The 24,297-nt window shown below is 67.1% G+C and carries 22 protein-coding genes; 9 read left to right on the forward strand and 13 right to left on the reverse strand.

Annotated features, from left to right (window positions below; genetic code table 11):
- Positions 1–119: 119 nt before the first annotated feature.
- From gltX to folC, 6 genes are all read right to left on the reverse strand, one after another.
- The gene (gene gltX, locus IAE24_RS23335; protein ID WP_065347882.1) at positions 120–1,526 is read right to left on the reverse strand and encodes a glutamate--tRNA ligase; all 1,407 of its coding nucleotides are present in this window, start codon (positions 1,524–1,526) and stop codon (positions 120–122) included.
- On the reverse strand, positions 1,523–2,737 hold the full coding sequence (locus tag IAE24_RS23340; protein ID WP_063325851.1) for an O-succinylhomoserine sulfhydrylase: 1,215 nt from the start codon (positions 2,735–2,737) through the stop codon (positions 1,523–1,525). The genes gltX and IAE24_RS23340 overlap by 4 nt, the downstream gene beginning before the upstream one ends.
- A 214-nt stretch (positions 2,738–2,951) precedes the next feature.
- Positions 2,952–4,460, reverse strand: a complete 1,509-nt coding sequence (purF, locus tag IAE24_RS23345; RefSeq protein ID WP_034395856.1) for an amidophosphoribosyltransferase — start codon at positions 4,458–4,460, stop codon at positions 2,952–2,954.
- A 133-nt stretch (positions 4,461–4,593) separates the two neighbouring features.
- Complete coding sequence (locus tag IAE24_RS23350) at positions 4,594–5,085, reverse strand: CvpA family protein (RefSeq protein WP_012206569.1); 492 nt, start codon at positions 5,083–5,085, stop codon at positions 4,594–4,596.
- Positions 5,086–5,134: 49 nt separating this feature from the next.
- The gene (locus IAE24_RS23355) at positions 5,135–6,061 is read right to left on the reverse strand and encodes an SPOR domain-containing protein (protein ID WP_199961836.1); all 927 of its coding nucleotides are present in this window, start codon (positions 6,059–6,061) and stop codon (positions 5,135–5,137) included.
- 70 nt (positions 6,062–6,131) lie between these two features.
- Entirely contained in the window at positions 6,132–7,454 is a 1,323-nt protein-coding gene (gene folC, locus IAE24_RS23360) for a bifunctional tetrahydrofolate synthase/dihydrofolate synthase (protein ID WP_013801586.1), read from the reverse strand.
- 79 nt (positions 7,455–7,533) lie between these two features.
- On the opposite strand from folC, the gene IAE24_RS23365 reads away from it, so the two are divergent.
- The 4 genes from IAE24_RS23365 (at position 7,534) to argG (ending at position 10,680) form a co-directional block, all read left to right on the forward strand.
- Positions 7,534–7,911: an ArsC family reductase gene (locus tag IAE24_RS23365; protein ID WP_199961837.1), complete on the forward strand. Its 378-nt coding sequence runs from the start codon at positions 7,534–7,536 to the stop codon at positions 7,909–7,911.
- A gap of 127 nt (positions 7,912–8,038) precedes the next feature.
- On the forward strand, positions 8,039–8,782 hold the full coding sequence (locus IAE24_RS23370; protein WP_199135872.1) for a glycine zipper 2TM domain-containing protein: 744 nt from the start codon (positions 8,039–8,041) through the stop codon (positions 8,780–8,782).
- A gap of 127 nt (positions 8,783–8,909) precedes the next feature.
- On the forward strand, positions 8,910–9,227 hold the full coding sequence (gene ppnP / locus IAE24_RS23375; protein WP_012206574.1) for a pyrimidine/purine nucleoside phosphorylase: 318 nt from the start codon (positions 8,910–8,912) through the stop codon (positions 9,225–9,227).
- A 118-nt stretch (positions 9,228–9,345) separates the two neighbouring features.
- The gene (gene argG, locus IAE24_RS23380; RefSeq protein WP_013801583.1) at positions 9,346–10,680 is read left to right on the forward strand and encodes an argininosuccinate synthase; all 1,335 of its coding nucleotides are present in this window, start codon (positions 9,346–9,348) and stop codon (positions 10,678–10,680) included.
- Positions 10,681–10,881: 201 nt separating this feature from the next.
- Here the strand turns inward: argG and IAE24_RS23385 are convergent, their stop codons facing one another.
- Positions 10,882–11,781 carry a LysR family transcriptional regulator gene (locus IAE24_RS23385; RefSeq protein WP_199961838.1) on the reverse strand — a complete coding sequence of 300 codons (900 nt, stop codon included), beginning with the start codon at positions 11,779–11,781 and terminating at the stop codon, positions 10,882–10,884.
- A 138-nt stretch (positions 11,782–11,919) separates the two neighbouring features.
- Here IAE24_RS23385 and IAE24_RS23390 point away from each other — a divergent pair, with 138 nt between their 5' ends.
- Both IAE24_RS23390 and IAE24_RS23395 read left to right on the forward strand, forming a co-directional pair.
- Positions 11,920–12,789 (forward strand): MBL fold metallo-hydrolase, encoded by an 870-nt coding sequence (locus IAE24_RS23390; protein WP_099751910.1) that lies wholly within the window; start codon positions 11,920–11,922, stop codon positions 12,787–12,789.
- Between the two features lie 98 nt (positions 12,790–12,887).
- Positions 12,888–13,253, forward strand: coding sequence for an SPW repeat protein (locus tag IAE24_RS23395; RefSeq protein WP_034395872.1), 366 nt, complete (start codon positions 12,888–12,890; stop codon positions 13,251–13,253).
- A gap of 96 nt (positions 13,254–13,349) precedes the next feature.
- Here the strand turns inward: IAE24_RS23395 and murB are convergent, their stop codons facing one another.
- Complete coding sequence (murB, locus tag IAE24_RS23400) at positions 13,350–14,450, reverse strand: UDP-N-acetylmuramate dehydrogenase (RefSeq protein WP_013801580.1); 1,101 nt, start codon at positions 14,448–14,450, stop codon at positions 13,350–13,352.
- Positions 14,451–14,554: 104 nt separating this feature from the next.
- Here murB and IAE24_RS23405 point away from each other — a divergent pair, with 104 nt between their 5' ends.
- The 3 genes from IAE24_RS23405 to IAE24_RS23415 are packed head-to-tail and all read left to right on the forward strand — an operon-like array spanning position 14,555 to position 16,769.
- Positions 14,555–15,040 (forward strand): YajQ family cyclic di-GMP-binding protein, encoded by a 486-nt coding sequence (locus tag IAE24_RS23405; RefSeq protein ID WP_012206580.1) that lies wholly within the window; start codon positions 14,555–14,557, stop codon positions 15,038–15,040.
- A 33-nt stretch (positions 15,041–15,073) separates the two neighbouring features.
- Positions 15,074–15,739, forward strand: a complete 666-nt coding sequence (locus IAE24_RS23410; protein WP_013801579.1) for a retropepsin-like aspartic protease family protein — start codon at positions 15,074–15,076, stop codon at positions 15,737–15,739.
- A 40-nt stretch (positions 15,740–15,779) separates the two neighbouring features.
- Complete coding sequence (locus tag IAE24_RS23415) at positions 15,780–16,769, forward strand: HD-GYP domain-containing protein (RefSeq protein WP_199961839.1); 990 nt, start codon at positions 15,780–15,782, stop codon at positions 16,767–16,769.
- Between the two features lie 37 nt (positions 16,770–16,806).
- Here the strand turns inward: IAE24_RS23415 and IAE24_RS23420 are convergent, their stop codons facing one another.
- The 5 genes from IAE24_RS23420 to IAE24_RS23440 form a co-directional block, all read right to left on the reverse strand.
- The gene (locus tag IAE24_RS23420; RefSeq protein ID WP_199961840.1) at positions 16,807–18,573 is read right to left on the reverse strand and encodes an FAD-dependent oxidoreductase; all 1,767 of its coding nucleotides are present in this window, start codon (positions 18,571–18,573) and stop codon (positions 16,807–16,809) included.
- On the reverse strand, positions 18,552–20,096 hold the full coding sequence (locus IAE24_RS23425; RefSeq protein WP_013801576.1) for a polyamine aminopropyltransferase: 1,545 nt from the start codon (positions 20,094–20,096) through the stop codon (positions 18,552–18,554). Before IAE24_RS23425 ends, IAE24_RS23420 begins: the two co-directional genes overlap by 22 nt.
- Positions 20,097–20,183: 87 nt before the next feature.
- Positions 20,184–22,337 (reverse strand): TonB-dependent receptor, encoded by a 2,154-nt coding sequence (locus tag IAE24_RS23430; protein ID WP_199961841.1) that lies wholly within the window; start codon positions 22,335–22,337, stop codon positions 20,184–20,186.
- Positions 22,338–22,526: 189 nt separating this feature from the next.
- A complete protein-coding gene (locus IAE24_RS23435; RefSeq protein ID WP_013801574.1) occupies positions 22,527–22,745 on the reverse strand; it encodes a DUF350 domain-containing protein in 219 nt (72 codons plus the stop codon).
- Between the two features lie 18 nt (positions 22,746–22,763).
- Positions 22,764–24,296 carry a DUF4178 domain-containing protein gene (locus IAE24_RS23440; RefSeq protein WP_199961842.1) on the reverse strand — a complete coding sequence of 511 codons (1,533 nt, stop codon included), beginning with the start codon at positions 24,294–24,296 and terminating at the stop codon, positions 22,764–22,766.
- Position 24,297 lies beyond the last annotated feature (1 nt).

The following is a 24,297-nucleotide window of genomic DNA, read 5'->3' on the forward strand; positions in this document are numbered from 1 at the left end:
TGACCTCTTGCATGCCATGCAAGCGCTCTCCCAGCTGAGCTATACCCCCTTCATGCTGCAATCGCTGCTTCTTGTTAGTTGCTGCGTTTGCATCAGAGACTCGAATTATAGACAGGTTTTTAGCGGTTTTTCAAACGGGCCAGAATTTTTTCACGACCCAGCAGCTCCAGCACCGCGTCCACCGAAGGCGTGTGCGCCGTGCCCAGCGTCAGCACGCGCACCGGCATGGCCAGTTGCGGCATCTTCAGGCCCTGGGCCTTGAGCACTTCCTTGATCAGGGCGGCAATGGCTTCCTTGCTCCACTCCACCGAGGCGATGCCTTCGGCGAAGGCGTCCAGGGCGGGCGCCACGGCGTCGGTCACATGCTTGGCCAGGTCTTCGGCGTTGCGGTCGAAGGCGTCCACATAGAACAGGCGCACCCAGCCGGCCAGATCGACCAGGGTTTCGCAGCGGTCCTTGAACAGGGCGCAGATGCGCGGCAGGCGGTCGTCGGCATCGAGCAGCGCCTGGTCCAGACCCGTCTTGAGCACGAAGGGGCGCACCAGCTCTGCCAGGGCCGCATCGTCCAGGGCCTTCAGGTGCTGGGCGTTGACCCAGCGCAGCTTGGCCTCGTCGAACTGGCCTGCGCTGCGGCCCAGGTGGTCGAGGTTGAACCACTCCAGGAACTGGGCGCGGCTGAAGATTTCGTCATCGCCGTGGCTCCAGCCCAGACGGGCCAGGTAGTTGACCATGGCGTCGGGCAGGTAGCCTTCGTCGCGGTACTGGGTGACGGCCTTGGCGCCGTTGCGCTTGCTCATCTTCTCGCCCTGCTCGTTGAGCACGGTGGGCAGGTGGGCGAACACGGGCACGCTGGCGCCCAGCGCCTCGAAGATGTGGATCTGGCGCGGCGTGTTGTTGACGTGGTCGTCGCCACGGATGACATGGGTGATGGCCATGTCCATGTCGTCCACGCAGACGCAGAAGTTGTAGGTGGGCGTGCCATCGGGACGCGCGATCACCAGGTCGTCCAGCTCGCTGTTCTGGAACTCGATGCGGCCCTTGCACTTGTCTTCCCAGGCCACGACGCCGCCCTGCGGCGTCTTGAAGCGCAGCACGGGGCGCACGCCTTCGGGCACGGGCGGCAGCACCTTGCCTTCTTCAGGGCGCCAGGTGCCGTCGTAGCGCGGCTTTTCCTTGTTGGCCATCTGGCGCTCGCGCAGGGCGTCGAGTTCTTCCACGCTCATGTAGCAGGGGTAGACATGGCCCGAGGCCTGCAGGCCTGCCAGCACCTCCTTGTAGCGGTCCATGCGCTGCATTTGATAGAACGGACCTTCGTCATGGTCCAGCTGCAGCCAGGCCATGCCTTCGATGATCACGTCCACCGAGGCCTGGGTGGAACGCTCCACGTCGGTGTCCTCGATGCGCAGGATGAAATCACCACCCGTGGCGCGTGCGAAGGCCCAGGGATACAGGGCCGAGCGGATGTTGCCCAGGTGGATGAAGCCCGTGGGAGACGGGGCAAAACGGGTTCGTACTTTTTGTGTCATTGCAGGGTATCCAGTCCGCGGGACAGATCGTTCTTGATGTCGCCCAGGTATTCCAGTCCGACGGAGATGCGCAGCAGGCCCTGGCCGATGCCGGCGACGCGGCGCTGCTCTTCGCTCAGGCGGCCATGCGAGGTGCTGGCCGGGTGGGTGATGGTGGTCTTGACGTCGCCCAGGTTGGCCGTGATCGAGCACACCAGGGTGCTGTCGGCCACATGGAAGGCATTGGCGCGCAGTTGCTCGGCGCCCTCGCCCACCACGTCGAAGGACAGCACGCCGCCGCCCATGCCGTTTTGCTGGCGCATGGCCAGCTCGTGCTGCGGGTGGCTGGCCAAGCCCGGGTAGTAGACACGGGCGACCTTGGGATGGGCCTCCAGCCAGGTGGCCAGCTCCAGCGCGGCGGCGCTTTGCGCCTTGACGCGCAGGGACAGCGTCTCCAGGCCCTTGAGCACCACCCAGGCGTTGAACGGCGCCAGGTTCAGGCCGCCGCTGCGCAGGAAGGTGCCCATGACCTTGTCCACCAGCGCCGTCGTGCCACAGACCGCGCCCGACATGACGCGGCCCTGGCCGTCCAGCAGCTTGGTGCCGGAGTGCACGACCAGGTCGGCACCGAACTGCGCGGGCCGCTGCAGCGCGGGCGAGGCAAAGCTGTTGTCCACCGCCAGCAGCGCGCCATGGGCGTGCGCCAGTTCGGCCAGCGCGGCGATGTCGCACAGGTCGGTCAGCGGGTTGGTCGGCGTCTCGGCGAACAGCAATCGCGTGTTGGGACGGATGGCGGCCTTCCAGGCCTGCACATCGGTCTGCGAGACAAAGCTGGTCTCGATGCCGAAGCGCGCCATCTCGCCGCCCAGCAGCTTGATGGTGGAGCCGAACATGGACTGCGAGCAGATCACATGGTCGCCCGCCTTGAGCGTGGTCAGCGCCACCAGCAAGATGGCCGACATGCCGGTGGACGTGGCCACGGCGCATTCCGTGCCTTCCATGGCGGCCAGGCGCTGCTCGAAGCTGGTCACCGTGGGGTTGGAGGTGCGGCTGTAGGTGTAGCCGGGCTCTTCGTTGGCGAAGCGGCGCGCTGCCGTTGCGCAGTCGGGCTGCACGAAGCTGCTGGTCATGTACAGGGCTTCGCTGTGCTCGCCCCACTGGCTTCGTTCCACGGCCACGCGCAGGGCCAGCGTATCGGGATGCAGGCCTTCGGGAAGTGTCTTGTTCGTCACGTTGATGGTCCTTGGGGTCGGGCGCGGCCCGCCGATGGCGGCGGTGCCCGGAAAAAAGGAGCTAGAAACACTTGTCACCTGGGGACTTGCTGGGCGTTGCAGCCTGCAGTCCTCCAGCACCAGCGCTTTTAGCTCATTTGTCAAAAAAGGGCGGGCCTCAGGCCCGCCCCCCGTATTGTCACTGAAGCCTAATCGCTCGGACTCAGGCTCGGGCTCAGGCTTCCTGGGCGTTGGGCAGGGACAGGCGCGAGGCGTCGCTGGACTCTTCCTCGCCGCCGCGGTTGCGGCCTTCATTGAGTGCCGTGACTTCGTCCTCGGAGATGTCGCCCGTGATGTAGACGCCATCGAAGCACGATGCCTCGAAGCCCTGCACCTGCGGGTTGATCTTGCCCACGGTCTGCTTCATGGCGGCCACGTCCTGGTAGATCAGCGCGTCGGCACCGATGACCTGGCGGATTTCCTCGACCGTGCGGCCATGCGCCACCAGTTCGGCGCGCGTGGGCATGTCGATGCCGTAGACGTTGGGATGGCGCACCGGAGGCGCTGCCGAGGCCAGGTAGACCTTGACGGCACCGGCATCACGCGCCATCTGCACGATTTCCTTGGAGGTGGTGCCGCGCACGATGGAGTCATCCACCAGCAGCACCTTGCGGCCCTTGAACTCGCTGCCGATGGCGTTGAGCTTCTGGCGCACCGATTTCTTGCGCGAGGACTGGCCCGGCATGATGAAGGTCCGGCCCACGTAGCGGTTCTTGACGAAGCCTTCGCGGTACGGAATGCCCAGCAGCTGGGCCAGCTGCATGGCGCTGGGGCGGCTGGATTCGGGAATCGGGATGATGGCGTCGATCTCGTTGGGCGGCACGGTGGAGACCACGCGCTTGGCCAGCGTCTCGCCCATGTTCAGGCGGGCCTGGTAGACGGAGATGCCATCCAGCACGGAGTCCGGGCGGGCCAGGTACACGTATTCGAACACGCAGGGGTGCAGCTCGCTCTTTTCAGCGCACTGGCGGGTTTCGACCTGGCCGTCGCTGTGCACGAACACGGCCTCGCCCGGGGCGACATCGCGCTCGAGCTGGTGCAGCGTACCTTCCAGGGCCACGGACTCGCTGGCCAGCATCACCGAGCCGTCGGCACCGCGGCCCATGCACAGGGGGCGGATGCCGAACGGGTCGCGGAAGGCCAGCAGGCCGTAGCCGGCGATCAGCGCGATCACCGCATACGAGCCCTTGATGCGCTTGTGCACGGCGCTGACGGCCTGGAACACGTCTTCGCTCTTGAGCGGCGCGCCACTGCTGGCGCGGGCCAGCTCGTGGGCCAGCACGTTGAGCAGGACTTCGGAGTCGCTCTCGGTGTTGGTGTGGCGGTGGTCGGTGTCGGACAGCTCCTCGCGCAGCTGCTTGGCATTGGTGAGGTTGCCGTTGTGCACCATGACGATGCCGAAGGGCGCGTTCACGTAGAAGGGCTGGGCCTCTTCCTCGCTGGTCGCGTTGCCGGCCGTCGGGTAGCGCACCTGACCCAGGCCCACCGTGCCCGGCAGGGCACGCATGTTGCGGGTGCGGAACACGTCGCGCACCATGCCCTTGGCCTTGTGCATGAAGAACTTGCGCTCCTGCTGGGTCACGATGCCTGCGGCATCCTGGCCACGGTGCTGCAGCAGCAGCAGGGCGTCATAGATCAGTTGATTCACGGGCGCGGTGCTGACTACACCAACGATTCCACACATAGTTGCGTTCCATCCGTTTGCGAAGGTCGCCCTTCGCTGTCTGGGCCGTAGCAGCCACCCATTGGCCACGCCTGCGCCCGATTTCTCTATCCAAACTGTTTCTGCCAGCCGACTCCTGCGCTGCAGCGCCTTGTCATGCAGCCGGCAGATAGCGTCCCCATTCCTGCGGCAGCTGTGGCAAAACCACAGCCAGCGCCTGCATCAGCCATGGCGCCAAGGCTGAATCCTGCCACCACTGCCCCTGGTGCAGCGGCGTGTAGCTGATCACCATCGTTGCCACCAGGGCCAGCAGCGCCCCGCGCAGCACGCCGAACAGCGCGCCCAGCGTGCGGTCCACGGGCCTCAGGCCCACCGCCTCGATCAGCCGACGCGACAGCCAGGACACCAGGCCCCAGCCGAACAACGCCAGCACGAACAACAGCACAAAGCCTGCGGCGTAGCGCAGCTGCATGTCCCAGTCCTGCATGGGCAGCCACAGCGCCACGTCGGCCGCCCAGATGCGGGCCACGACAAAGGCCACCAGCCAGCCCAGCAGAGACAGCACCTCGTACACCAGCCCGCGCCAGGCGCCAAGCAGCATCGAGGCCAGCACGCAGGCCAGCAAAACCCAGTCCACCGTGGACATACGCTATTTCTGTGCGCCCGTGCTGCTTTGCAAGATGTACGTCACCGCGTCAGAGCTTGATCACCGACGCCGGCAGGCCCTGGCCCTTGACGCGCGCCGCCGCCTTGTCGGCTTCGGCACGGCCGTTGAACGGGCCCACACGCACCCGCGTGCGCTTGCCGTCCTTGGTGTCCACCACCTGCGTGAAAGTCTTCAGGCCCGCCAGCTCCAGCTTGGCGCGGATTTCCTGGGCCTTGCCGGCGTCGGAGAAGGCACCGACCTGCACGATGAAGCGTTCGTCCGTCGCCGCGGCCGCCGTTGAAGCGGCGGGCGCGCTGCGTCCTTCCAGCAGGGCCCGGGCACGCGCGGCATCGTCGCTCCTGGACGGCTCGGGCTTGGGTTCGGGCTTTGGCTTAGGCTCGGGTTTCGGCTCGGGCTTGGGCTCCGGCTTGTGCTCGGGTTTGGCCGGCTCAGGCTTGGGCTTAGGTTCCGGCTTGGGCTCGGGTTTGGTCTCAGGCTTGGCCGCGGGCTTGGGCTCCGGCTTTGCCTCAGGCTTCGCTTCAGGCTTGACCGGAGCCACCTGGGAAACGGGAGGCGCCACAGGCACGGACGGCGTCGAAGGCCTGCCCATGGGAACCTCTTCCTCATCAGCACCCAGCGAGGCCTGGGCCGACACGCGGCCCGTCGGCGCAGCCGCGCCATGCGAATGGGCGTCCACGGCATTGGCGCCGGGCACGACCAGGGGCGCAACCTTGTCGCGGTCAGGAATCTCGATGGGGATGTCTACGGGAATCGGACGCGGCTGGGTGTCGAACAGCAGGGGGAAACCCACCACGCCCGCCAGGACCAGCACGGCAGCGCCGATGAGGCGGTGGCGCGCCCGGCGGCGCATGACATCGACGCTTTCCGCCTGTCCCAGCCGTGTGGGCCGCCTCGATGCGGACGACGAATCACCGTCGTCTTTTTTGCCGGGCCAACGAAAATTGAAAAATGCCATGGAGTGCGGACTCGTTCATATCGGCCACCACAGCGGCCACGATGGCCGCCTGCGGTGCGGATCACTGGATTCAGGTGCCCAGATGCTTGGCGTTCAGCCGGGGCGGGCCGTCCTGCAGCACGCCGCCCACCGTGAAGAACGAGCCAAAGACCACGATTCTATCAGTGGGACCTGCGGCCAGAACCGCTGCATCCAGCGCCAGCTGCGGGTTTGCGAAGGTGGCCACCGACAGCTCGCGGGGCACGCCGGGCGCGGGCGGCAGGGCTTCGATCTTCTGGCGCAGCACTTCGGCGCTTTCGGCACGCGGCGTGGGCAGGTCAGTCAGGTACCAGCGGTCGATCAGCGGTGCGATCCTGCCCAGCATGGGCGCCAGGTCCTTGTCGTGCATGGCGCCGAACACCGCATGCGTGCAGGGGAAGTAACCCATGGCATCGAGGTTGGCCGTCAGCGCCGCCACCGAATGCGGGTTGTGCGCAACATCCAGCACCAGCGTGGGCTGGCCCGGAATGATCTGGAAACGCCCCGGCAGCTCGACCATGGCCAGCCCCGTGCGCACGGCCTGGGCCGTGACCGGAAGGCGGCTGCGAATGGCTTCGAGCGCGGCCAGCGCACCCGATGCATTGACCAGCTGGTTGGCGCCGCGCAGCGCCGGATAGGCCAGGCCCGCATAGCGCCGCCCGCGTCCGGCCCAGCCCCACTGCTGCTTGTCGCCCGAGAAGTTGAAGTCCTGGCCCAGGCGCCAGAGATCAGCGCCAATGGCCTGTGCATGGTCCAGCACGCTTTGCGGCGGCATGGGATCGCTGACCACCACCGGCCGACCGGCGCGCATGATGCCGGCCTTCTCGCGGCCGATGCTCTCGCGGTCCGGGCCCAGGAATTCCACATGGTCGATGTCGATGCTGGTGATGACGGCGCAATCGGCGTCGATCACATTGGTCGCATCCAGCCGTCCGCCCAGCCCCACTTCGAGAATCGCCACATCCAGCCTGGACTGGCTCATCAGCCGCAGGATGGCCAGCGTGGTGAATTCGAAATAGGTGAGCGCCACTTCCGTGCCCTGCACGCGCGCCTGCTCCACGGCCTCGAACTGCGGCAGCAGCTCGGCGGCCTTCACGATCTCGCCGCCCACGCGGCAGCGCTCCTCGAAATGCACCAGATGCGGCGATGTGTAGACGCCGGGACGAAAGCCCGACTGCAGCGCCACGGCCTCCAGCATGGCGCAGGTCGAGCCCTTGCCATTGGTGCCCGCCACCGTGATCACGGGGCAGTCGAAACGCAGGTCCAGGCGCTGGGCGACTTCGCGCACGCGATCCAGGCCCAGCGCGATATTCTTGGGGTGCAGGCGCTCGCAATATGCGAGCCATGCATCCAATGTGGGAAATGAGGTGTGCATACTGCGCGCTATTGTTACCCAGGGACAGTGTCCTTATGGGGTCCTCGCCATCCATTGACTGCGGCAACTGCAACCAATCATGACCACCTCACACACTGTGACGCTCTACGGCATTCCCAACTGCGACACCGTCAAGAAGGCCCGCGCCTGGCTTGCCGACCAGGGCATCGCCTACGAATTCCACGACTTCAAGAAACAGGGCGTCCCTGCCGCTCAACTGCCTGCCTGGATGCAGGCCGTGGGCTGGGAAAAGCTGCTCAACCGCCAGGGCACGACCTGGCGCAAGCTCGACGCCGACACCCAGGCCGGCGCCCAGGATGCGGCCGGTGCCGCAGCCCTCATGCAGCAGCAGCCCAGCGTCATCAAGCGCCCGGTCGTCCAATGGCCGCAGGGACGCATCACCGTGGGTTTTGCGCCCGATACCTGGGCAGAGCTGGCCCACGAGGGCAAGCGCTAACACTGCCGTCAAGCCTGGAACAGCTTATTACGTGGATTTACGCGGCCGCAAACTGCTTTTCGGGCCCGAGGAATACACTTGCATGGAGCCTGGCAGGAAGTACCGCCAGCGCAACAGGAGTGCAATCATGAAATCCCTGGTTCTTTTGACGCTGGCGGCCACGACCGCCACCGTAGCCCTGGCCCAGGAGCAAGGCCGGGTGCTTTCCGTGACCCCGGTGACGCAACAGGTGGCCGTACCACAGCAGGTCTGCCGCGATGAGAACGTCTACTCGGGCCAGCGCAGCACTTCGGGCGCGGGCGCCGTGCTGGGTGCGCTGGCGGGCGGCGTGGTGGGCAACGCCATTGGCCACGGCGGCGGACGCGCTGCGGCCACGGCAGCCGGCGTGATTGGCGGCGCCATGCTGGGCAACCAGGCTGAAGCCTCGGGACAGCAGCCCCAATACCAGACGGTGCGCAACTGCACTACCCAGACCTACTACCAGAACCGCGCCGTGGCCTACGACGTGGTCTATGAGTACGCGGGCCGCAACTACACGACGCGGACCGCAACGCCGCCTGGCGACTGGATTGCACTGAGCGTGCAGCCCGCAGCCAACAGCGGCGCCTACGGCAGCAATGGTTACTACAGCACCAACCAGCCGCCCCAGGCCGCGTACTCCACCACGCCCGTGCCGCCGCCCGTGGTCTATGAAAACAATTACTACGACGGTGGTTACTACCCAGTCCAGCCGGTGCAACCGGTGTATTCGGCCGGTGACTATGTGGCGCCCGTGGTGATTGGCGCAGCCCTTGCTGCCGGCGTGTACTACGCCTCGCGCCCCAGCTATCACGGCTGGCGCGGCGGCTACCGCCATGGCTGGCGCCGCTGAGGCCGCCATGCGCTCGCCCCGCAAGCCCCGACAAGGGGCTTTTTGCATGGCGGCGGCCAGCACGTACGGGCAGCGGCCGGGTGCTGGCCTAAAATGGGCGGTTTAGTCCACCCTCTGCCCAGCTTCCATGACCACCGAAACCATCTCTGGCATCACCCTGACCACCAAGGCCAATGTCTATTTCGACGGCAAATGCATCAGCCACGGCTTCACGCTGGCCGATGGCACGAAGAAGTCTGCCGGCGTGGTGCTGCCCAGCCAGCTGACTTTCGGCACGGCCGCTGCCGAGATCATGGAATGCGTGGCCGGCTCCTGCGAGTACAAGCTCGACGGCTCGGACCAGTGGCTGACCTCCAAGGCCGGCGAGTCCTTCCAGGTGCCTGCGAACTCCAAGTTCGACATCCGCGTGACCGAGGCCTACCACTACATCTGCCACTACGCCTAAGCGCCTGAGCGCCTGAGCAGACCGACGCATTCGACCTGACGGCGCCCAGGCGCCTTCCGTGTTTTCCGGCAGCCGCGTCCCGCACGCCAGCCGCCATCGTTATTGAGAGAAGCATCGTATGGAAACCATCCTGCAAAACGTTCCCGTCGGCCAGAAGGTCGGCATCGCCTTCTCGGGCGGCCTGGACACCAGCGCTGCCCTGCGCTGGATGAAGAACAAGGGCGCCCTGCCCTACGCCTACACGGCCAACCTGGGCCAGCCCGACGAGGCCGACTACGACGAAATCCCCCGCAAGGCCATGGAGTACGGCGCCGAGCAGGCCCGCCTGATCGACTGCCGCTCGCAGCTGGCCGGCGAAGGCATTGCCGCCATCCAGGCCGGCGCCTTCCACATCTCCACGGGCGGCATCACCTACTTCAACACCACGCCCCTGGGCCGTGCCGTGACCGGCACCATGCTGGTGGCCGCCATGAAGGAAGACGACGTCAACATCTGGGGTGACGGCTCGACCTTCAAGGGCAACGACATCGAGCGCTTCTACCGCTACGGCCTGCTGACCAACCCCGCGCTGAAGATCTACAAGCCCTGGCTGGACCAGACCTTCATCGACGAGCTCGGCGGTCGCGCCGAGATGTCGGCCTTCATGACCAAGGAAGGCTTCGGCTACAAGATGAGCGCCGAGAAGGCCTACTCGACCGACAGCAACATGCTGGGCGCCACGCACGAGGCCAAGGACCTGGAGTTCCTGAACAGCGGCATCCGCATCGTCAACCCCATCATGGGCGTGGCGTTCTGGAAGCCCGAAGTCGAGGTCAAGGCCGAGGAAGTGTCGGTGACCTTTGACGAAGGCCGCCCCGTGGCCATCAACGGCAAGGAAATCGCCGACCCCGTGGAGCTGTTCCTGGAAGCCAACCGCATCGGCGGCCGCCACGGGCTGGGCATGAGCGACCAGATCGAGAACCGCATCATCGAAGCCAAGAGCCGCGGCATCTACGAAGCCCCCGGCATGGCCCTGCTGCACATCGCCTACGAGCGCCTGGTGACCGGCATCCACAACGAGGACACCATCGAGCAGTACCGCATCAACGGCCTGCGCCTGGGCCGCCTGCTGTACCAGGGCCGCTGGTTCGACCCGCAGGCCATCATGCTGCGCGAAACCGCCCAGCGCTGGGTGGCACGCGCCGTGACCGGCACCGTGACGCTGGAACTGCGCCGCGGCAACGACTACTCCATCCTGAACACCGAATCGCCCAACCTGACCTACGCTCCCGAGCGCCTGTCGATGGAAAAGGTCGAGGACGCGCCTTTCAGCCCCGCCGACCGCATTGGCCAGCTGACCATGCGCAACCTGGACCTGATGGACACGCGCGACAAGCTGGCCATCTACTCCAAGGCCGGCCTGCTGTCACTGGGCACCAGCACCGCCCTGCCCCAATTGGGCGGCAAGGAATGACCTACACCCCCTGAGCGGCTGACGCCGCTTCCCCCTCTCTACTCGCTTCGCGAGGGAGGGGGACGACGCCCTCGCTGCGGGGCGGCCCTTGCTCGGCGTCCCTGGCATGGGACGCGCCCGCCAAGCACGCGACGCCATGGGCCAGAAAATCGCACACTTGCATCCCACAAGCCGCCGCAAGGCGGCTTTTTTACGCCCCTGCTACCAGCGCGCGCCCTCGAAGCGCTGCACGAGAAAATCCAGCAGCGCGCGCACGGCCACCGGCAGGTGGCGGCGGGAGCTGTACAGCGCATGCACGGTCAGCGGCTGCGGGCGCCAGTCGGGCAGCACCAGCTCCAGCTGGCCGGCCTGCAGCATGGGCTGGACCAGGTAGGTGGGCTGGAAGGCGATGCCCGCACCCTCGACGGCAGCGGCGGCCAGCACGGTGGCTTCATTGGCGTTGAACCAGGTGGTGACGGCGATCTGCTGCTCATCGCTCTCATCGTCACGCCGAGTCAATTGCCAGACATTGCGGCCCACGCGCATATGGCCCAGGCAGCGGTGGGCCTGCAACTGGGCCGGTGTCTGCGGCCGCCCTGCCGCGTCCAGGTAGGCGGGCGAGGCCACCAGCACCGATTCGCACACGGCCAGCGGCCGGCCGATGAGTGCGGCGCCCGGGTCGGCGCTGATGCGTATGGCCAGGTCGATACGCTGCTGCACCAGGTCCAGCGCGCCGTCGTCCACCAGCAGGTCGATCTTGAGGTGCGGGTGCAGCCGCATGAACTGCGCAATGGCCGGCGCCATCTGCGCATGGCCGAAGGACATGCTGCAGGTCACGCGCAGCAGGCCGCGCAGCTGGCTGTCGCCGGCGCGCATCTCGCCTTGCACCTCATCGGCCAGGGCCAGCATCTGCTGGCTGTAGCGCAGGCACTGCGCACCGGCATCGGTGAGCGAGACGCGGCGCGTGGTGCGGTGCAGCAGGCGTGCGCCCAGCCACTGCTCCAGCGACTCCACATGCCGCGTAGCCATGGCGCGCGACAGGTCCAGCCGCTCGGCCGCCGCCGTGAAGCTGCCGCATTCGGCCACCGTGGCAAACACCTGCATCGCCAGCAATCGGTCCATGGATCTGCTCGATTTCTGCAACAAACAAGCGCATATTCTGCGGTTTATCTGCTCGATTTCAAAAACTAAAGTACGACACATGGCAGCACGGCGCTGCCACCCGTTTTCTGTCTTGTGCTTTTTTCAAAGGAAATCGACATGCTTCGCACCACCGTGCTTTCGCTCACCCTGGCCCTGTCGGCCGGCCTGTCCCATGCCCAGGCGCCCGCCCCGCTGCAGATGAAGGTCTACCAGGCCGACGAACACAGCTTTGCCGTGACCTCCACCCTGATCACCGGCGCCAAGGAGGCCGTGGTCGTGGACAGCGGCTTCACCCGCGCCGACGGCCTGCGCATTGCCGCCAATGTGCTGGACAGCGGCAAGCAGCTGACCACCATCCTCATCAGCAATGCCGACCCCGACTACTACTTCGGCGCCGAGGTGCTCAAGAACCTGTTCCCGCAGGCCAAGGTCGTGGCCACGCCTGCCGTGCGCGAGAAGATCGAGTCCAAGCTGCAGGGCAAGCTGGCCTTCTGGGGCCCCAAGATGGGCGCCAACGCCCCCAGCCATCCCGTGCTGCCCGAGGCCCTGCAGGGCAATACAGTGACCGTGGACGGCCAGACGCTGGAGCTGCGCGGCACCACCGGCCCGCTGGCCCATCGCCCCTATGTCTGGGTGCCTGCGCTGCATGCCATCGTCGGCAACGTGGGCGTGTTCGGCAACCTGCATGTCTGGACGGCGGACACGCAAAAGAGCGCCGAGCGCAAGGCCTGGCTGGCGCAGCTGGACGAGATGCAGGCCCTCAAGCCCGCCGTCGTCGTGCCCGGCCACATGCAGGCCGGCACCGCCATGGACGCCAGCGCCATCGCCTATACACGCGACTATCTCCAGCGTTTCGAGGCCGCCGCCGCCAAGGCCGCAAACAGTGCCGAGCTGATCGGCGCCATGAAGCAGGCCTACCCGCAGGCCGGCATGGCGCTGTCGCTGGACATTGGTGCCAAGGTGAACAAGGGCGAGATGCCCTGGTAAGCAGGCACTTTCACAAAAATCCTCATGGAACCTGCATGCTGCGGCCTTGATCCAACGAGTTGCCGCCCTCATTCGTCGTGGCGGCAGGAGGTGCAGCCATGAAATACATGAAGCATTGGCAGGACCCGATCAATGTCCTGCTGGGAGCCTGGTTGGCGGTCTCGCCCTGGGTGCTCGGGTTCCAGGACCAGATGGCGCCCACGGCCAATGGCGTGGTCATCGGCCTGGCGCTGATTGCCGCTGCGCTGGGGGCCATCTTCATGCCCCGCGCGTGGGAGGAATGGACCGAAGGCCTGCTGGGGCTGTGGATGGTGATCTCGCCCTGGGTGCTGGGCTATGCGGGCCAGATGGACGCCATGCGCAATGCCGTGGTGTCCGGCGTGGTGGTCATGGTGCTGGCGCTGTGGGTGCTGATGACCGACAAGGACTACATGAGCTGGCGCAGCAGCCACTCCGCCCACTGATGCGCTGAAGCACTGAAGCGCTGATACAAGGCAAGCAAAGCGGCCCGCAGGCCTTCATGGTCTGCGGGCCGCTGTTTTCTTGAGGCCGTCGATCGATCAGACCACGACGGGCTCGGGCTCCAGGCGGATGCCGAATCGCTCGTAGACGCTGGTCTGTATCGCGCCGGCCAGCGTCATGACCTCGCCGCCGGTGACGCTGCGATCCACGCTGTGCCGGTCGCCCCGATTGACCAGCACCAGGGCCTGCTTGTCATACACCCCGGCGCGGCCCATGGATTTGCCCTTCCAGCCGCAGGCATCGATCAGCCAGCCGGCGGCCAGCTTGATGGAGCCGTCGTCCATGGGGTAGTGCACGATCTTGGGCTCGCGCGCAATGATGTCGGCGCACTGCTCGGGCGTCACCGTCGGGTTCTTGAAGAAGCTGCCTGCGTTGCCGATCTGATCCGGGTCCGGCAGCTTGGCGCGGCGGATCTCGCAGACCCAGTCGAAGATCTGGCGGGCCGTGGGCTCGGCCACGCCGGCCTCGGCCTGGCGGCGCTGCAGGTCCAGGTAGCCCAGGCCGGGCTTCCAGTCCTTGGGCAGGGCCAGGCGCACGCGCGTGATCACGGCGCGGCCCTTGAGGCCCATGCCGCGCGGCGGCACGCCGCTCATGCGCGCCCGCGCCACGGGCGTGGGCTCGGCCGGGGCGTGCTTGAACACCGAGTCGCGGTAGCCGAAGGCGCATTGCGCGGCATCCAGCGTGAAGGACTCGCCCGTGGCCAGGTCGATGGCATCCAGCGATTCGAAGCGGTCCTGCAGCTCCAGCCCGTAGGCGCCGATGTTCTGCACCGGCGATGCGCCCACGGTGCCGGGAATCAGCGCCATGTTCTCCAGGCCGCCATAGCCCTGCGACAGGGTCCAGGCCACCAGGTCGTGCCAGCGCTCGCCGGCACCGGCCTCGACGATCCAGTGGCGATCGGTCTCGCGCAGCAGGCGCATGCCCGCTATCTCCATCTTGAGGACCACGGGATCGACATCGCCCGTGATCACCACGTTGCTGCCGCCGCCCAGCACGAACACGGGCTGGCGGCCCCACAGCGGATCGGCCAGGAAATGGCGAATATCCTCATCGCTGCGCACACGCACCAGGGTGTGGGCACGGGCGGCGATGCCGAAGCTGTTGCAATGCTGCAGCGGAACATTTTTCTCGACTAACATCAGCCGGATTGTCGCACCGCGTCCCCACGCCTCCGGCACCGTGCCCGCATCGCCCGGTCCCGCGCTGCGATACTTTTTCAGAACATTTACAGGAAATATTTGCCATGCCTTCTTTTGACACCGTGTGCGAAGCCGACTTCGTCGAAGTGAAGAACGCCGTGGAGAACACCGCCAAGGAAATCGGCACGCGCTTCGACTTCAAGGGCACCTCGGCCGCCATCGAACTTAAGGACAAGGAAATAACGCTGTTCGGCGATGCCGACTTCCAGCTGCAGCAGGTCGAGGACATCCTGCGCAACAAGCTGACCAAGCGCAGCGTGGACGTGCGCTTCCTGGACATCCAGAAGGCACAGAAGATCGGCGGCGACAAGCTCAAGCAGACCATCAAGGTCAAGAACGGCATCGAGGCCGAGCTGGGCAAGAAGCTGCAAAAGCTGATCAAGGACAGCAAGCTCAAGGTGCAGGCCGCCATCCAGGGCGACGCCGTTCGCGTCACCGGCGCCAAGCGCGACGACCTGCAGGCGGCCATGGCCCTGATCCGCAAGGACCTGGCCGACCATCCCCTGTCCTTCAACAACTTCCGCGACTGATCGCCCGGCATCCGCCCCTGCACCACAAGCCCCATGCGCCACCTGCGTGCCGTACTTCTGAGCCTGGCCGGCGTGGCCGTGCTGGCTCCGCCACCGGCGACAGCGCAGTCCGTGGCACTCCGCGGCGTGCTGGGCAGCAAGGCCCTGCTGGTCATCGACGGCGGCACGCCACGCGCTCTGGCGGCCGGCGACAGCCTGCAGGACGTGCGCGTGCTGCAGGTATCGGGCGACACGGCCGAGGTGGAAATCAAGGGCCGCCGCCAGACATTGCGCCTGGGCGAAGCGCCCATCAGCCTGGGCGGCCGGGGCGCGGCAGCGGGCGATCCCGCGCTCGGCCGGCGCGTGGTGCTCAAGGCCGACAACCGGGGCCACTTCATCGAACGCGGCCAGATCAATGGCAAGACCATGGTCTACATGGTGGACACGGGCGCCAGCTCGGTCGCCATAGGCCGGTCCGACGCCGAACGCATGGGCCTGCCCTTTCTCAAGGGCCAGCCCGTGATGATGCGCACCGCCAACGGCGACGCCCAGGGCTGGAGCCTGCGGCTGGACTCGGTGCGCGTGGGCGATGTCGAGGTCTTTGGCGTGGACGCCGTGGTCGCCCCTCTTGCCATGCCCTATGTGCTGCTGGGAAACAGCTTTCTGGCCCACGTCCAGATGACCCGCCAGGGCAGCGAGATGGTGCTGGAGCGGCGCTGATGCGGCCTGCACGCGCCCCGTTTTCCGCACCCCGCCACCGATGAGCCGACGCCCCGACGATTCTTACGAAGACCTGCTGGGCCTGTGGTCCGACCTGGAGGCCGCGCTGTCCGTGCTGCTGTCCGCGCCGCTGCAGGTGCAGGGCTTCCTGGTCAAGCTGCAGCAGATCGACCTGTGGCTGCAGGAGTTGATCGCCCACGACAGCGATGCCGCGCTGTACCTGATGTTCCAGCGCGCCTGCTCCTCCACCGTGGGCTACAGCGCCTCCCATGCCCTGGTCTGCGCCTGCCTGTGCCATGTGCTGGCGCGCGAGCTGCGCCTGAACGAGACCGAGCACCGCACCCTGGTACGCGGCGCGCTGACCATGAACATCGGCATGAACGCGCTGCAGGACGAACTGGCGCTGCAGCGCGAGCCGCTGACCCCCGCCCAGCAGCAGGCCGTGCAGCGCCATCCGCTGCAAAGCCAGGCCCTGCTGGCGCGGCTGTTCGTCAACGACGCGCAGTGGCTGGAACTGGTGGCCCGCCACCATGAAGCCGTGCCCCAGCAGCCCTTGGCCACACTGCCCCCGGTGCAGCGCCTGGTGCGCATCCTGGGCACGGTGGACCGCTACGCGGCCCTGATCAGCCCGCGCAAGTCACGCGAAGGCCGCAGCGCCGCCGAGTCGCTGCGCGCGCTCACCCAGCAGCAGCGATACTCCGACGAGGTGGGCTTTGCGCTGGTGCGGGCCGTGGGCCTGTGCCCGCCCGGCACCTACGTGCGGCTGGACAACGGCGACATCGCCGTGGTGCTGCGCCGTGGCGAGCCGCCGCAGCCGCCGCTGGTGGCCAGCGTGATCGGCGCCGATGGCGCCAGCCTCTACCCGCCCGTCATCCATGAAGGCGAGGACGGCCCCCGCATCCGCTCGGCACTGGCACGCGCCGCCATCACGCTGGAGCTGGACCCGCGCACGCTGGCGCAGCTGGGCGTGCTCGCCGCACGCGGCAGCCAGTCGCTGTACCGCATGGTGCAGGTGCCGGGCAACATCTGAAGCGCCTGCCACGCGCATGTGGCCACCGCGAACAGCCTCAGGTTCGCGCGCCGGCCCACAGGCCCGCATGGTGGCCGCGCGTGAAGGCCTCTTCCAGCACCGAGTAGCCGGCCCAGTCGGAATGCGCGAACCACAGGCGGCGCGTGCCCGGCGTGGGCAGCAGGGCCACGCGCTCGCCGGCGCACTGCGCGCTGCGGCCCCGGTGGTGCGACTGCAGCGCCACCTGGCTGAGCAGTTGCTGGTCGCCAGGCCGGGGAATGGCCATGGCGTGGCCGTAGCGCGTGATCTCCATGCGCGTGGCCTTGTGCAGCAGGTCGGGATGGGGGACGAGCAGGCTGCCGACGATGCGGTCCCGCCAGAAGCCGAAGGGCTGGCCCAGCAGTTGCGCGCGCCCGTCAGGCCAGTCGCCCAGCACCTGGTAGTAACTGAGCACCGTGGGCCGGGGCGTGAGCCGGTCCAGGCCCTGGTGGCCCGCGTCCACGTAGCCCAGACCGCCCGCATTCGGATCGGCAAACAGCACGTTGTCCCAGGCCGGATCGGCGCCGGGCCGGTCGGCCAGCGGCCGCTGCAGATGGATGTTGGCCACCAGCCAGGGCGCCCAGTCCAGCCGGCCCGCCACCGCGCGCAGGAAATCCGGCGCATCGCGCACCACGCGTGCCGCGATGAAGCTGGGCAGGGCCACGACGCAGCGCGCGGCCAGCCAGCGCTCGTGCTGCTGGCGGCCATGGTGGTAGACGTCGATCTCCACACCGTCGGCACCTTCGGCAATGGATAGCACACTGCAATCCGTCTGCAGGTCGGTGGAGCCCAGCCCTGCCACCAGCTGCTGTGACAGCCAGCCATTGCCCTGGGGCCAGGTCAGCACGGCATCGCCGGCCTCTTCTGCCGTTCGCTCGTCCTGGCGGCGCGGGGCCGAGAAGCCATGGCGGCTGGCGAAATAGTGAATGCCTGCCCAGGCCGATACGCGCGCCAGGCCCGCGCCAAAGTCGTCGCGGCAGCAGTACTCCAGATACCAGATCAGCTGCGCATCATCGATGCCCTGGCTGATCAGCCAGGCCTGCATGGTCTGGCCATCCAGCGCGGCATGGGCGGCGGGCAGACGGCCCTCGCGCTGCCAGACACGGATGGACGGCATGGCAAACGCCGCCCTGTCCATCTCCTGGGCCACGCTGCGCGCAAAGAGTTCGTACTGCTCCAGCGTGCGCGGCGCCACGCCATCGACGGGCAGAAGGCCCTCATGCCAGGCGCCCTGCCAGAACAGGCGCTCCTGCGGGCTGTGGCACAGATGGCGCTCGTCGTACTGCCAGCGGCCCGCGCGGCGCTGGCGCAGGCCCAGAGCCTCCAGCCAGTCCTGCACCTCGGCCGCATCGTCGCCGGGCAGGGGCAGATAGTGGGCACCCAGCGGACAGGGCAGGCCCGCAATGCTGCCGCCCTGGCTGTTGCCGCCCATGGCCTGCTGCGTGTCCAGCAGGGCCACGCCCTGCACTCCCGCCAGCTCCAGTGCGCGCGCGGCGGCCAGGCCCGCCATGCCGCCGCCGGCAATCACCACCTTGGCACGGTGCACCACGGCCGGCGGCGGCAGCGCCAGGCCCTGGGCCAGGCGCTGCCAGAACGCGCGCAAGGCATGGCCGCGCTCCAGCGCCACGCCGCTGAATCCGCCGGGCAGGTCTTCAAGCCGCGGTGGCGTTGGCGTACAGCCGGGCAGACCCAGGCCCAGGGCCGCTCCGCCGGCCAGGCCCTGCAGCCATTGGCGCCGGCTCCACAGGGGCAAGAGGCCGGTGCTCAACGCTCCACCCGGCCCCATTCGCGCTCGTAGGTGTTGACCAGCACCTGGTTGGACAGGCGGTTGACCTCGGCCGGAACGCGCGCCATGTCCAGCGGGAAGTCGAACATCAGCGCCATGGTCTGCGCGCTCAGAAAGCGCAGGCCCGCAGGCAGGGCATCGGGCTCGCGCCAAGGGCGGTGGCTGGCGATGACGAAGCCCCATTCGCCAAAGCTGGGCACATGGGCGTGGTAGGGCGTGGCCTGCAGGCCGATGGATTCGATGGTCTGCACCACGGTCCAGTAGCTCTTGCGTGCGATCAGGGGCGAGGTGGTCTGCACCACGGCGTAGCCGCTGGCCGCCAGGCGCTTGTCCAGCAAGGCATAGAAGCTGTTGGTGAACAGCTTGCCGATGGCGAAATTGGTCGGGTCGGGGAAATCGACGATGACCACGTCGAAGGTCTCCCCGCCCTGCTGCAGCCAGTGGAAGGCATCGGTATTGAGGATGTGCACGCGCGCATCGCTGAGCGCTTCGCCGTTGAGCCGGCGCAGCATGGCGTTGTCCTTGAACAGGTCCGTCATGGCCGGGTCCAGCTCCACCAGGGTGACCGACTCCACCGAGGGGTACTTGAGCACCTCGCGCACGGCCATGCCGTCGCCGCCGCCCAGCACGGCCACGCGCTTGGGCGCGCCATGCGCGGCCATCACGGGGTGGACCAGGGCCTCGTGGTAGCGGTACTCGTCGCTTTGCGCGAACTGCAGGTTGCCGTTGAGGTACAGCCGCGCGCCCTGGCGCCCCTGCGTCACCACGATGCGCTGGTAGGGCGAGCTGCTGGAGAGCACGATGCGGTCCTGGTAGAAATGGTCGTCGGCCAGGCGCGTCAGATGGTCGGCGCCCCAGATGCCCGTGCCCAGCAGGGCCAGCACGGCAGCGCAGGCCAGGGCATGGGCGCGCGGTCGCCGCAGTTCATGGCGAAACAGCAGCAGTGCCCAGACCGCTACCGCCGCATTCATGAAGCCGAACAGCAGCCCCGTGCGCACCAGGCCCAGCTTGGGCACCAGCAGCAGCGGAAATGCCAGCGACACGGCCAGCGCGCCCAGGTAGTCGAAGGTCAGCACCTGGGACACCAGGTCCTTGAGCGTCACATTGCGCTTGAGGATGCGCATCACCAGCGGAATCTCCAGCCCCACCAGCGTGCCCACCACCAGCACCATGCCGTACAGCAGGAACCGGAACGCGCCGGGCGCGTAGGCGTTGGCAATGAACAGCGTGGCCGGCAGCGCGCCGCCGACCAGGGCCACCATCAGCTCGATACGCAGAAAGTGCGCGGGCAGATGGTCCTCGAAATAGCGCGACAGCCATGAGCCGATGCCCATGGCGAACAGGTAGCTGCCGATGATGGTGGAGAACTGCAGGACCGAGTCGCCCAGCAGATAGGAAGCCAGCGCACCCGCAGCCAGTTCGTAAAGCAGGCCGCAGGCCGCGATCACGAAGACGCTGACCAGCAGGGCGATGTCGATGGGACGCGCCGGCTGCGCGCCGGCAAGAGGGGCTGAGGTTTGCACGGCCGGTATTGTGCGCGATGCGCCCCTTCCCGCGTGCAACGCACACCGTGCAAAGCGGGAAGGAGCGCAGCGCCTCGGGCGCCGCCGTCAGAACTGGTAGTTGGCGCTGACCAGAACGCTGCGCGGTGCGCCTGGCATGGAGCTGGAGCGCCAGTACTGCTTGTCGAACAGGTTGGACAGCGCCACGGTCACGGTCCAGGCGTCCTGGCGCCAGCCCACCAGCGCATCCCAGCGCGAGTAGCCGGGCAGGATGGCCGTGTTGGCGGCGTTGGTGAAGCGGCTGCCCGTGTAGGTCACGCCGACTTCGCCGTACCAGGGTCCCTTGGGCGCATAGCGCAGGAACAGGTTGCCGTTGCGCTTGGCCGTGTCACGCAGGTACAGGCCCACGTTGGCGGGGTTTTGCGCGTCTTCAGCCACCTTGGCCTCCATGAAGGCCACGCCGCCGCGCACATACCAGGAATTGGCCACGCGGCCGGCCGCGCTGAACTCGATGCCGCGCGAACGGTCCTTGCCCCGGATGGCCCAGGTGTAGGGATCGTTCTCGGGATCGGGGCGGTAGCGGATGTTGTACTTCTCCAGCTGGTAGACGGAGACCTGGGTGGACAGCGCGCCGCCCAGCCAGTCGCTCTTGACGCCGACCTCGGACTGGCGCGAGTACTGGGGCTCATCGTCCGGCACCGCGCCCACGGCGGTTTCCACGGTCAGGATCCCGCGGCCGCCATAGGGCGAGTAGCTCTTGTTCCAGGACGCATAGAAGCTGTGCTCACGCACCGGCTGCCACACCACGCCCACGCGCGGGCTGAAGCCGTTGCCGTCGGTCTTGCGCGTGAGATTAGCGATCCTGTTGGTGCTCTGGAAGTCGTAGCTGTCGTAGCGCAGGCCCAACAGCAACTTCCACTGCTCGGTCAGGCTGACCAGGTCCTGCATGTACAGCGCCTGGCCCTTGCCCTTGTGATAGTTGTCCTGGGTCGGATTGCCCTGCACCGGACGGCTGGGCCAGACGATGGGCTGGAACGGATCGTAGGAGAAGGTGCTGCCGGGCTGGCCGACGCGCGGCGCGCGCTCTTCCTCGCTGGCCTCCAGGCCCACCAGCAGGTCGTGCTTGATGCTGCCCGTGCTGAACTTGCCCGTCAGGTCCAGCGTGTTGGACAGCGTGGTGTTGCGGGTCTGCTGCCAAGCGTAGTTGGGCGTGATCTTGCCGGTAGCGGCGCGGTAGGTACCGGCGAAATAGTGGTCGAAGTCCTGGCTGGCCTCGCGCTTGCTGGCCACCCAGCGCAGGTTCCAGCGGTTGTTGAAGTCATAGGACAGGTCGGAGCGCAGCACGCGCAGGCGATCTTCCACGTAGTCGCCCGGCGCCGCGAAGCCCTTGCGGATGGAAACGCCGGCTGGCAACTGGTCATAGACCGGACCACGATCGGGCACGCGCCAGACGTTGTCATAGGTGTACTGGCCGGTCCAGCGCCAGCCCGTGCGGGTGTCCACCAGGATGCTGGGCGAGACCATCTCGTTGCGGTTGCGTATGCCTTCGCGGAAGCTGTGGGCCTGCTCGCGGTCGGCCGTCAGGCGCACGGCCACGTTCTCGTTGAGCACGCGGTTGATGTCGATGGTGCCGCCCACGTTGTCCCAGGAGCCGCCGCGCAGCGTGATGCTGCTCTTGGCGTCGAAGCGCGCCTGCTTGCTCACCATGTTGACCACGCCGCCGCCCGCGCTGCGGCCGTAGAGCACCGAGGCCGGTCCCTTGAGGATCTCGATGCGCTCCACATTGGCCGTGCTGCGGCGCACCTGGCCGCTTTCGCGCACGCCGTCGCGGTAGATGTCGCTCTCGTCGGCCTTGAAGCCGCGGATGTACACGCCCTCGCCACGCATGTCGTAGGTGGTGTTCACGCCCGGCACGCCGTCCAGCATGGTGGCCAGGTCGTTGATGCCGTAGCTCTTGTACTTGTTGACCTCCAGCGTATCGATGGTCTGCGGGATGTCCTTGGGCGCCAGGTAGGTCTTGGTCGCCGTGGTCACGCCTTCGGGGCGCACGTCGTCAGGGTCGTACTGGGAGGCGTTGACCTGCAGCGTGGGCAGCGTGTGGGCCTGTTGAGGCTGCGGCTGCGTCTGTGCCTGGGCCGGATCGGCTGGAACGGCTGGAGCGGCCTCCTGGGCATGGACCGCGCCCGCCAGCGCGGTGGTGATGATGCCAGCGGTCACACCCGCTGAAAGCCTTGCCCTGCGGGCAGCTTGATGGTCTGTCATGGAAACCCTCTCTTCGAATGAAGGGGGCGATTCTATTTAGAATGCAAACGAATATCATTTGCAAACTCACTATCAACAAGGAATTTGTTGCGACGCAGCAACGCCGCCATGCGCAGCGCAGCCGCACCTTTTCAGGCGGGCTGCGTGTCGGCGGGAGATGGGGAGTGCGGGGGGGCCAGGCGGCCGCGTTCAATGGATGGCGGCAGCGACGATGATGCTGATGCCCAGGCACATGGCGGCCACCACCATGGCCAGCGCCTTGTTGTGCTTCTCGACGATCTCGGCCCACATGTCCACGGGCGTGATCTTGTCGATGATGATGAAGCACAGCCAGAACACCACCACGCCCACCAGCGCATAGAGGATCGAGCCGAAGAAGGCGGCGGGGTTGAACCAGTCGAAGTTCATGATCAGTTTCTCCGTTGTTTACTTGTGGCTGCCGCCCGAGGTGTAGCCACCCCAGGAGCCGCCGCTGCTGCGGGTGTAGCTGTTGCAGTTGGGATCGGTGTTCGGGTTGCAGTTCGGGCGCGACATGCAGCCGCGCAGCATGACGAACACCAGCCACAGGATGACCACGCCGATGACGATGGTCCACAGGCCGAAGCGGCTGCCCGACATCACGCCGACCTGCGAGCGGTCCCGCAGCTGCTTGAGGCCGAAGGCCGTGGCCAGCGTGGTGGCCGAGACGGCGCTGCCATGCGACCAGGTGGTCTCGCCGTTCTCGGTCTCGCTGGCCAGAAAGGCCTTGTTCTGCGCGCCTGCGCTCACATAGTCCACATTGCGCGTGGTCTGGCCGCGCTGCACGGGCCAGTAGAACTCGCCCAGCGCATAGGTGGTCTCGGCCGTGTAGCGCGATTCAAGCTGGTACTGCCGGCCCATGTACTTGGCCGTGCTGCGGTTCTTGGAGAGCTTGGGCACGCCCGTGGTCACGCGGGCCATGCTCCAGCCATCGGAGGAATCGACCAGGAAGGCGAAGCCGGCCTTCTGGCTGAACAGCAGGTATTCCTCCCAGCCAAAGCTCTCGTCGTCGCCGGCCTCCTCGCCCATGCGGTGCTGAAAGCCCACCACCTGCCACTGCAGGCCTTCCAATGCGCCCTTGCTGCCCAGGGGGATGGCGGGGCGCACGGGCTCGTTCTGTTCGGCATAGGACAGTTCCTTGCCAATGCCCTGGCTCAGGTCCACCAGCGATCCGCAACTGGGGCAGCTCAGGCTCTTGGTGGTGGAAAAGCGCACAGGCACCACGGCGCCGCACTTGGGGCAGTTGAAGTGCCTGCCCTGCTCGCCCTTGAGCGAGGCGCCGTCGCGCAGGCCCTGCAGCCTGAGGTCGTCCAGCACCACGCGTTCGCCCAGGCTCAGCGCAGGCGGCTGGGACGAGAAGTCCACGGACAGGACCTGGCCCTGCTCGCTGCGCAGCTCCACCAGCCAGTACGGCGTGCCGGGCTCGGGCAGCTGCGCCAGCTCGCCCTGGGCCGATACCAGCCGCGCGTTCTGCACGCTGCTGACCGTGAAGCTCTTGCCGCCGAGCACGCGCTGCGAGCCCAGCAGCCAGTCGGAGGCCTTGAACGGCCCGTTGCGCAGGGCCTCGGCCTCCCAGGGCCAGGACCAGACGAACTGGCCGTTGTCCTCGCTCAGAAAGCCCAGCGCACCATCGCTGAACGCGGCCACCCATTCGCTCCAGGCGCCCGCCTCGCTCTTGAGCTGCAGCCGCCCGACCAGGGTGAAGTGCTCGGGCTTGCCGTTGCGCAGCATCTGGCCCGTGGCGCCGATGCGCAGGGGGCTGTAGTCCTCGAAGACCTCGGCCATGGAGCCGCGGCGCTGCAGCACATCGCCCTGGCGCACCACGGTGCTGCGGCAGAACTCGCAGACGGCGTAGCTGGCCTGGGCGCTGGAAAATTCCACGGGCGCGCCGCAGCCGGGGCAAGGTGCGCGGTAGACGCGCTGCGATGGACTCGATGCCATG

Source organism: Delftia sp. S65, assembly GCF_016516495.1.
Taxonomy (GTDB): domain Bacteria; phylum Pseudomonadota; class Gammaproteobacteria; order Burkholderiales; family Burkholderiaceae_C; genus Comamonas; species Comamonas acidovorans.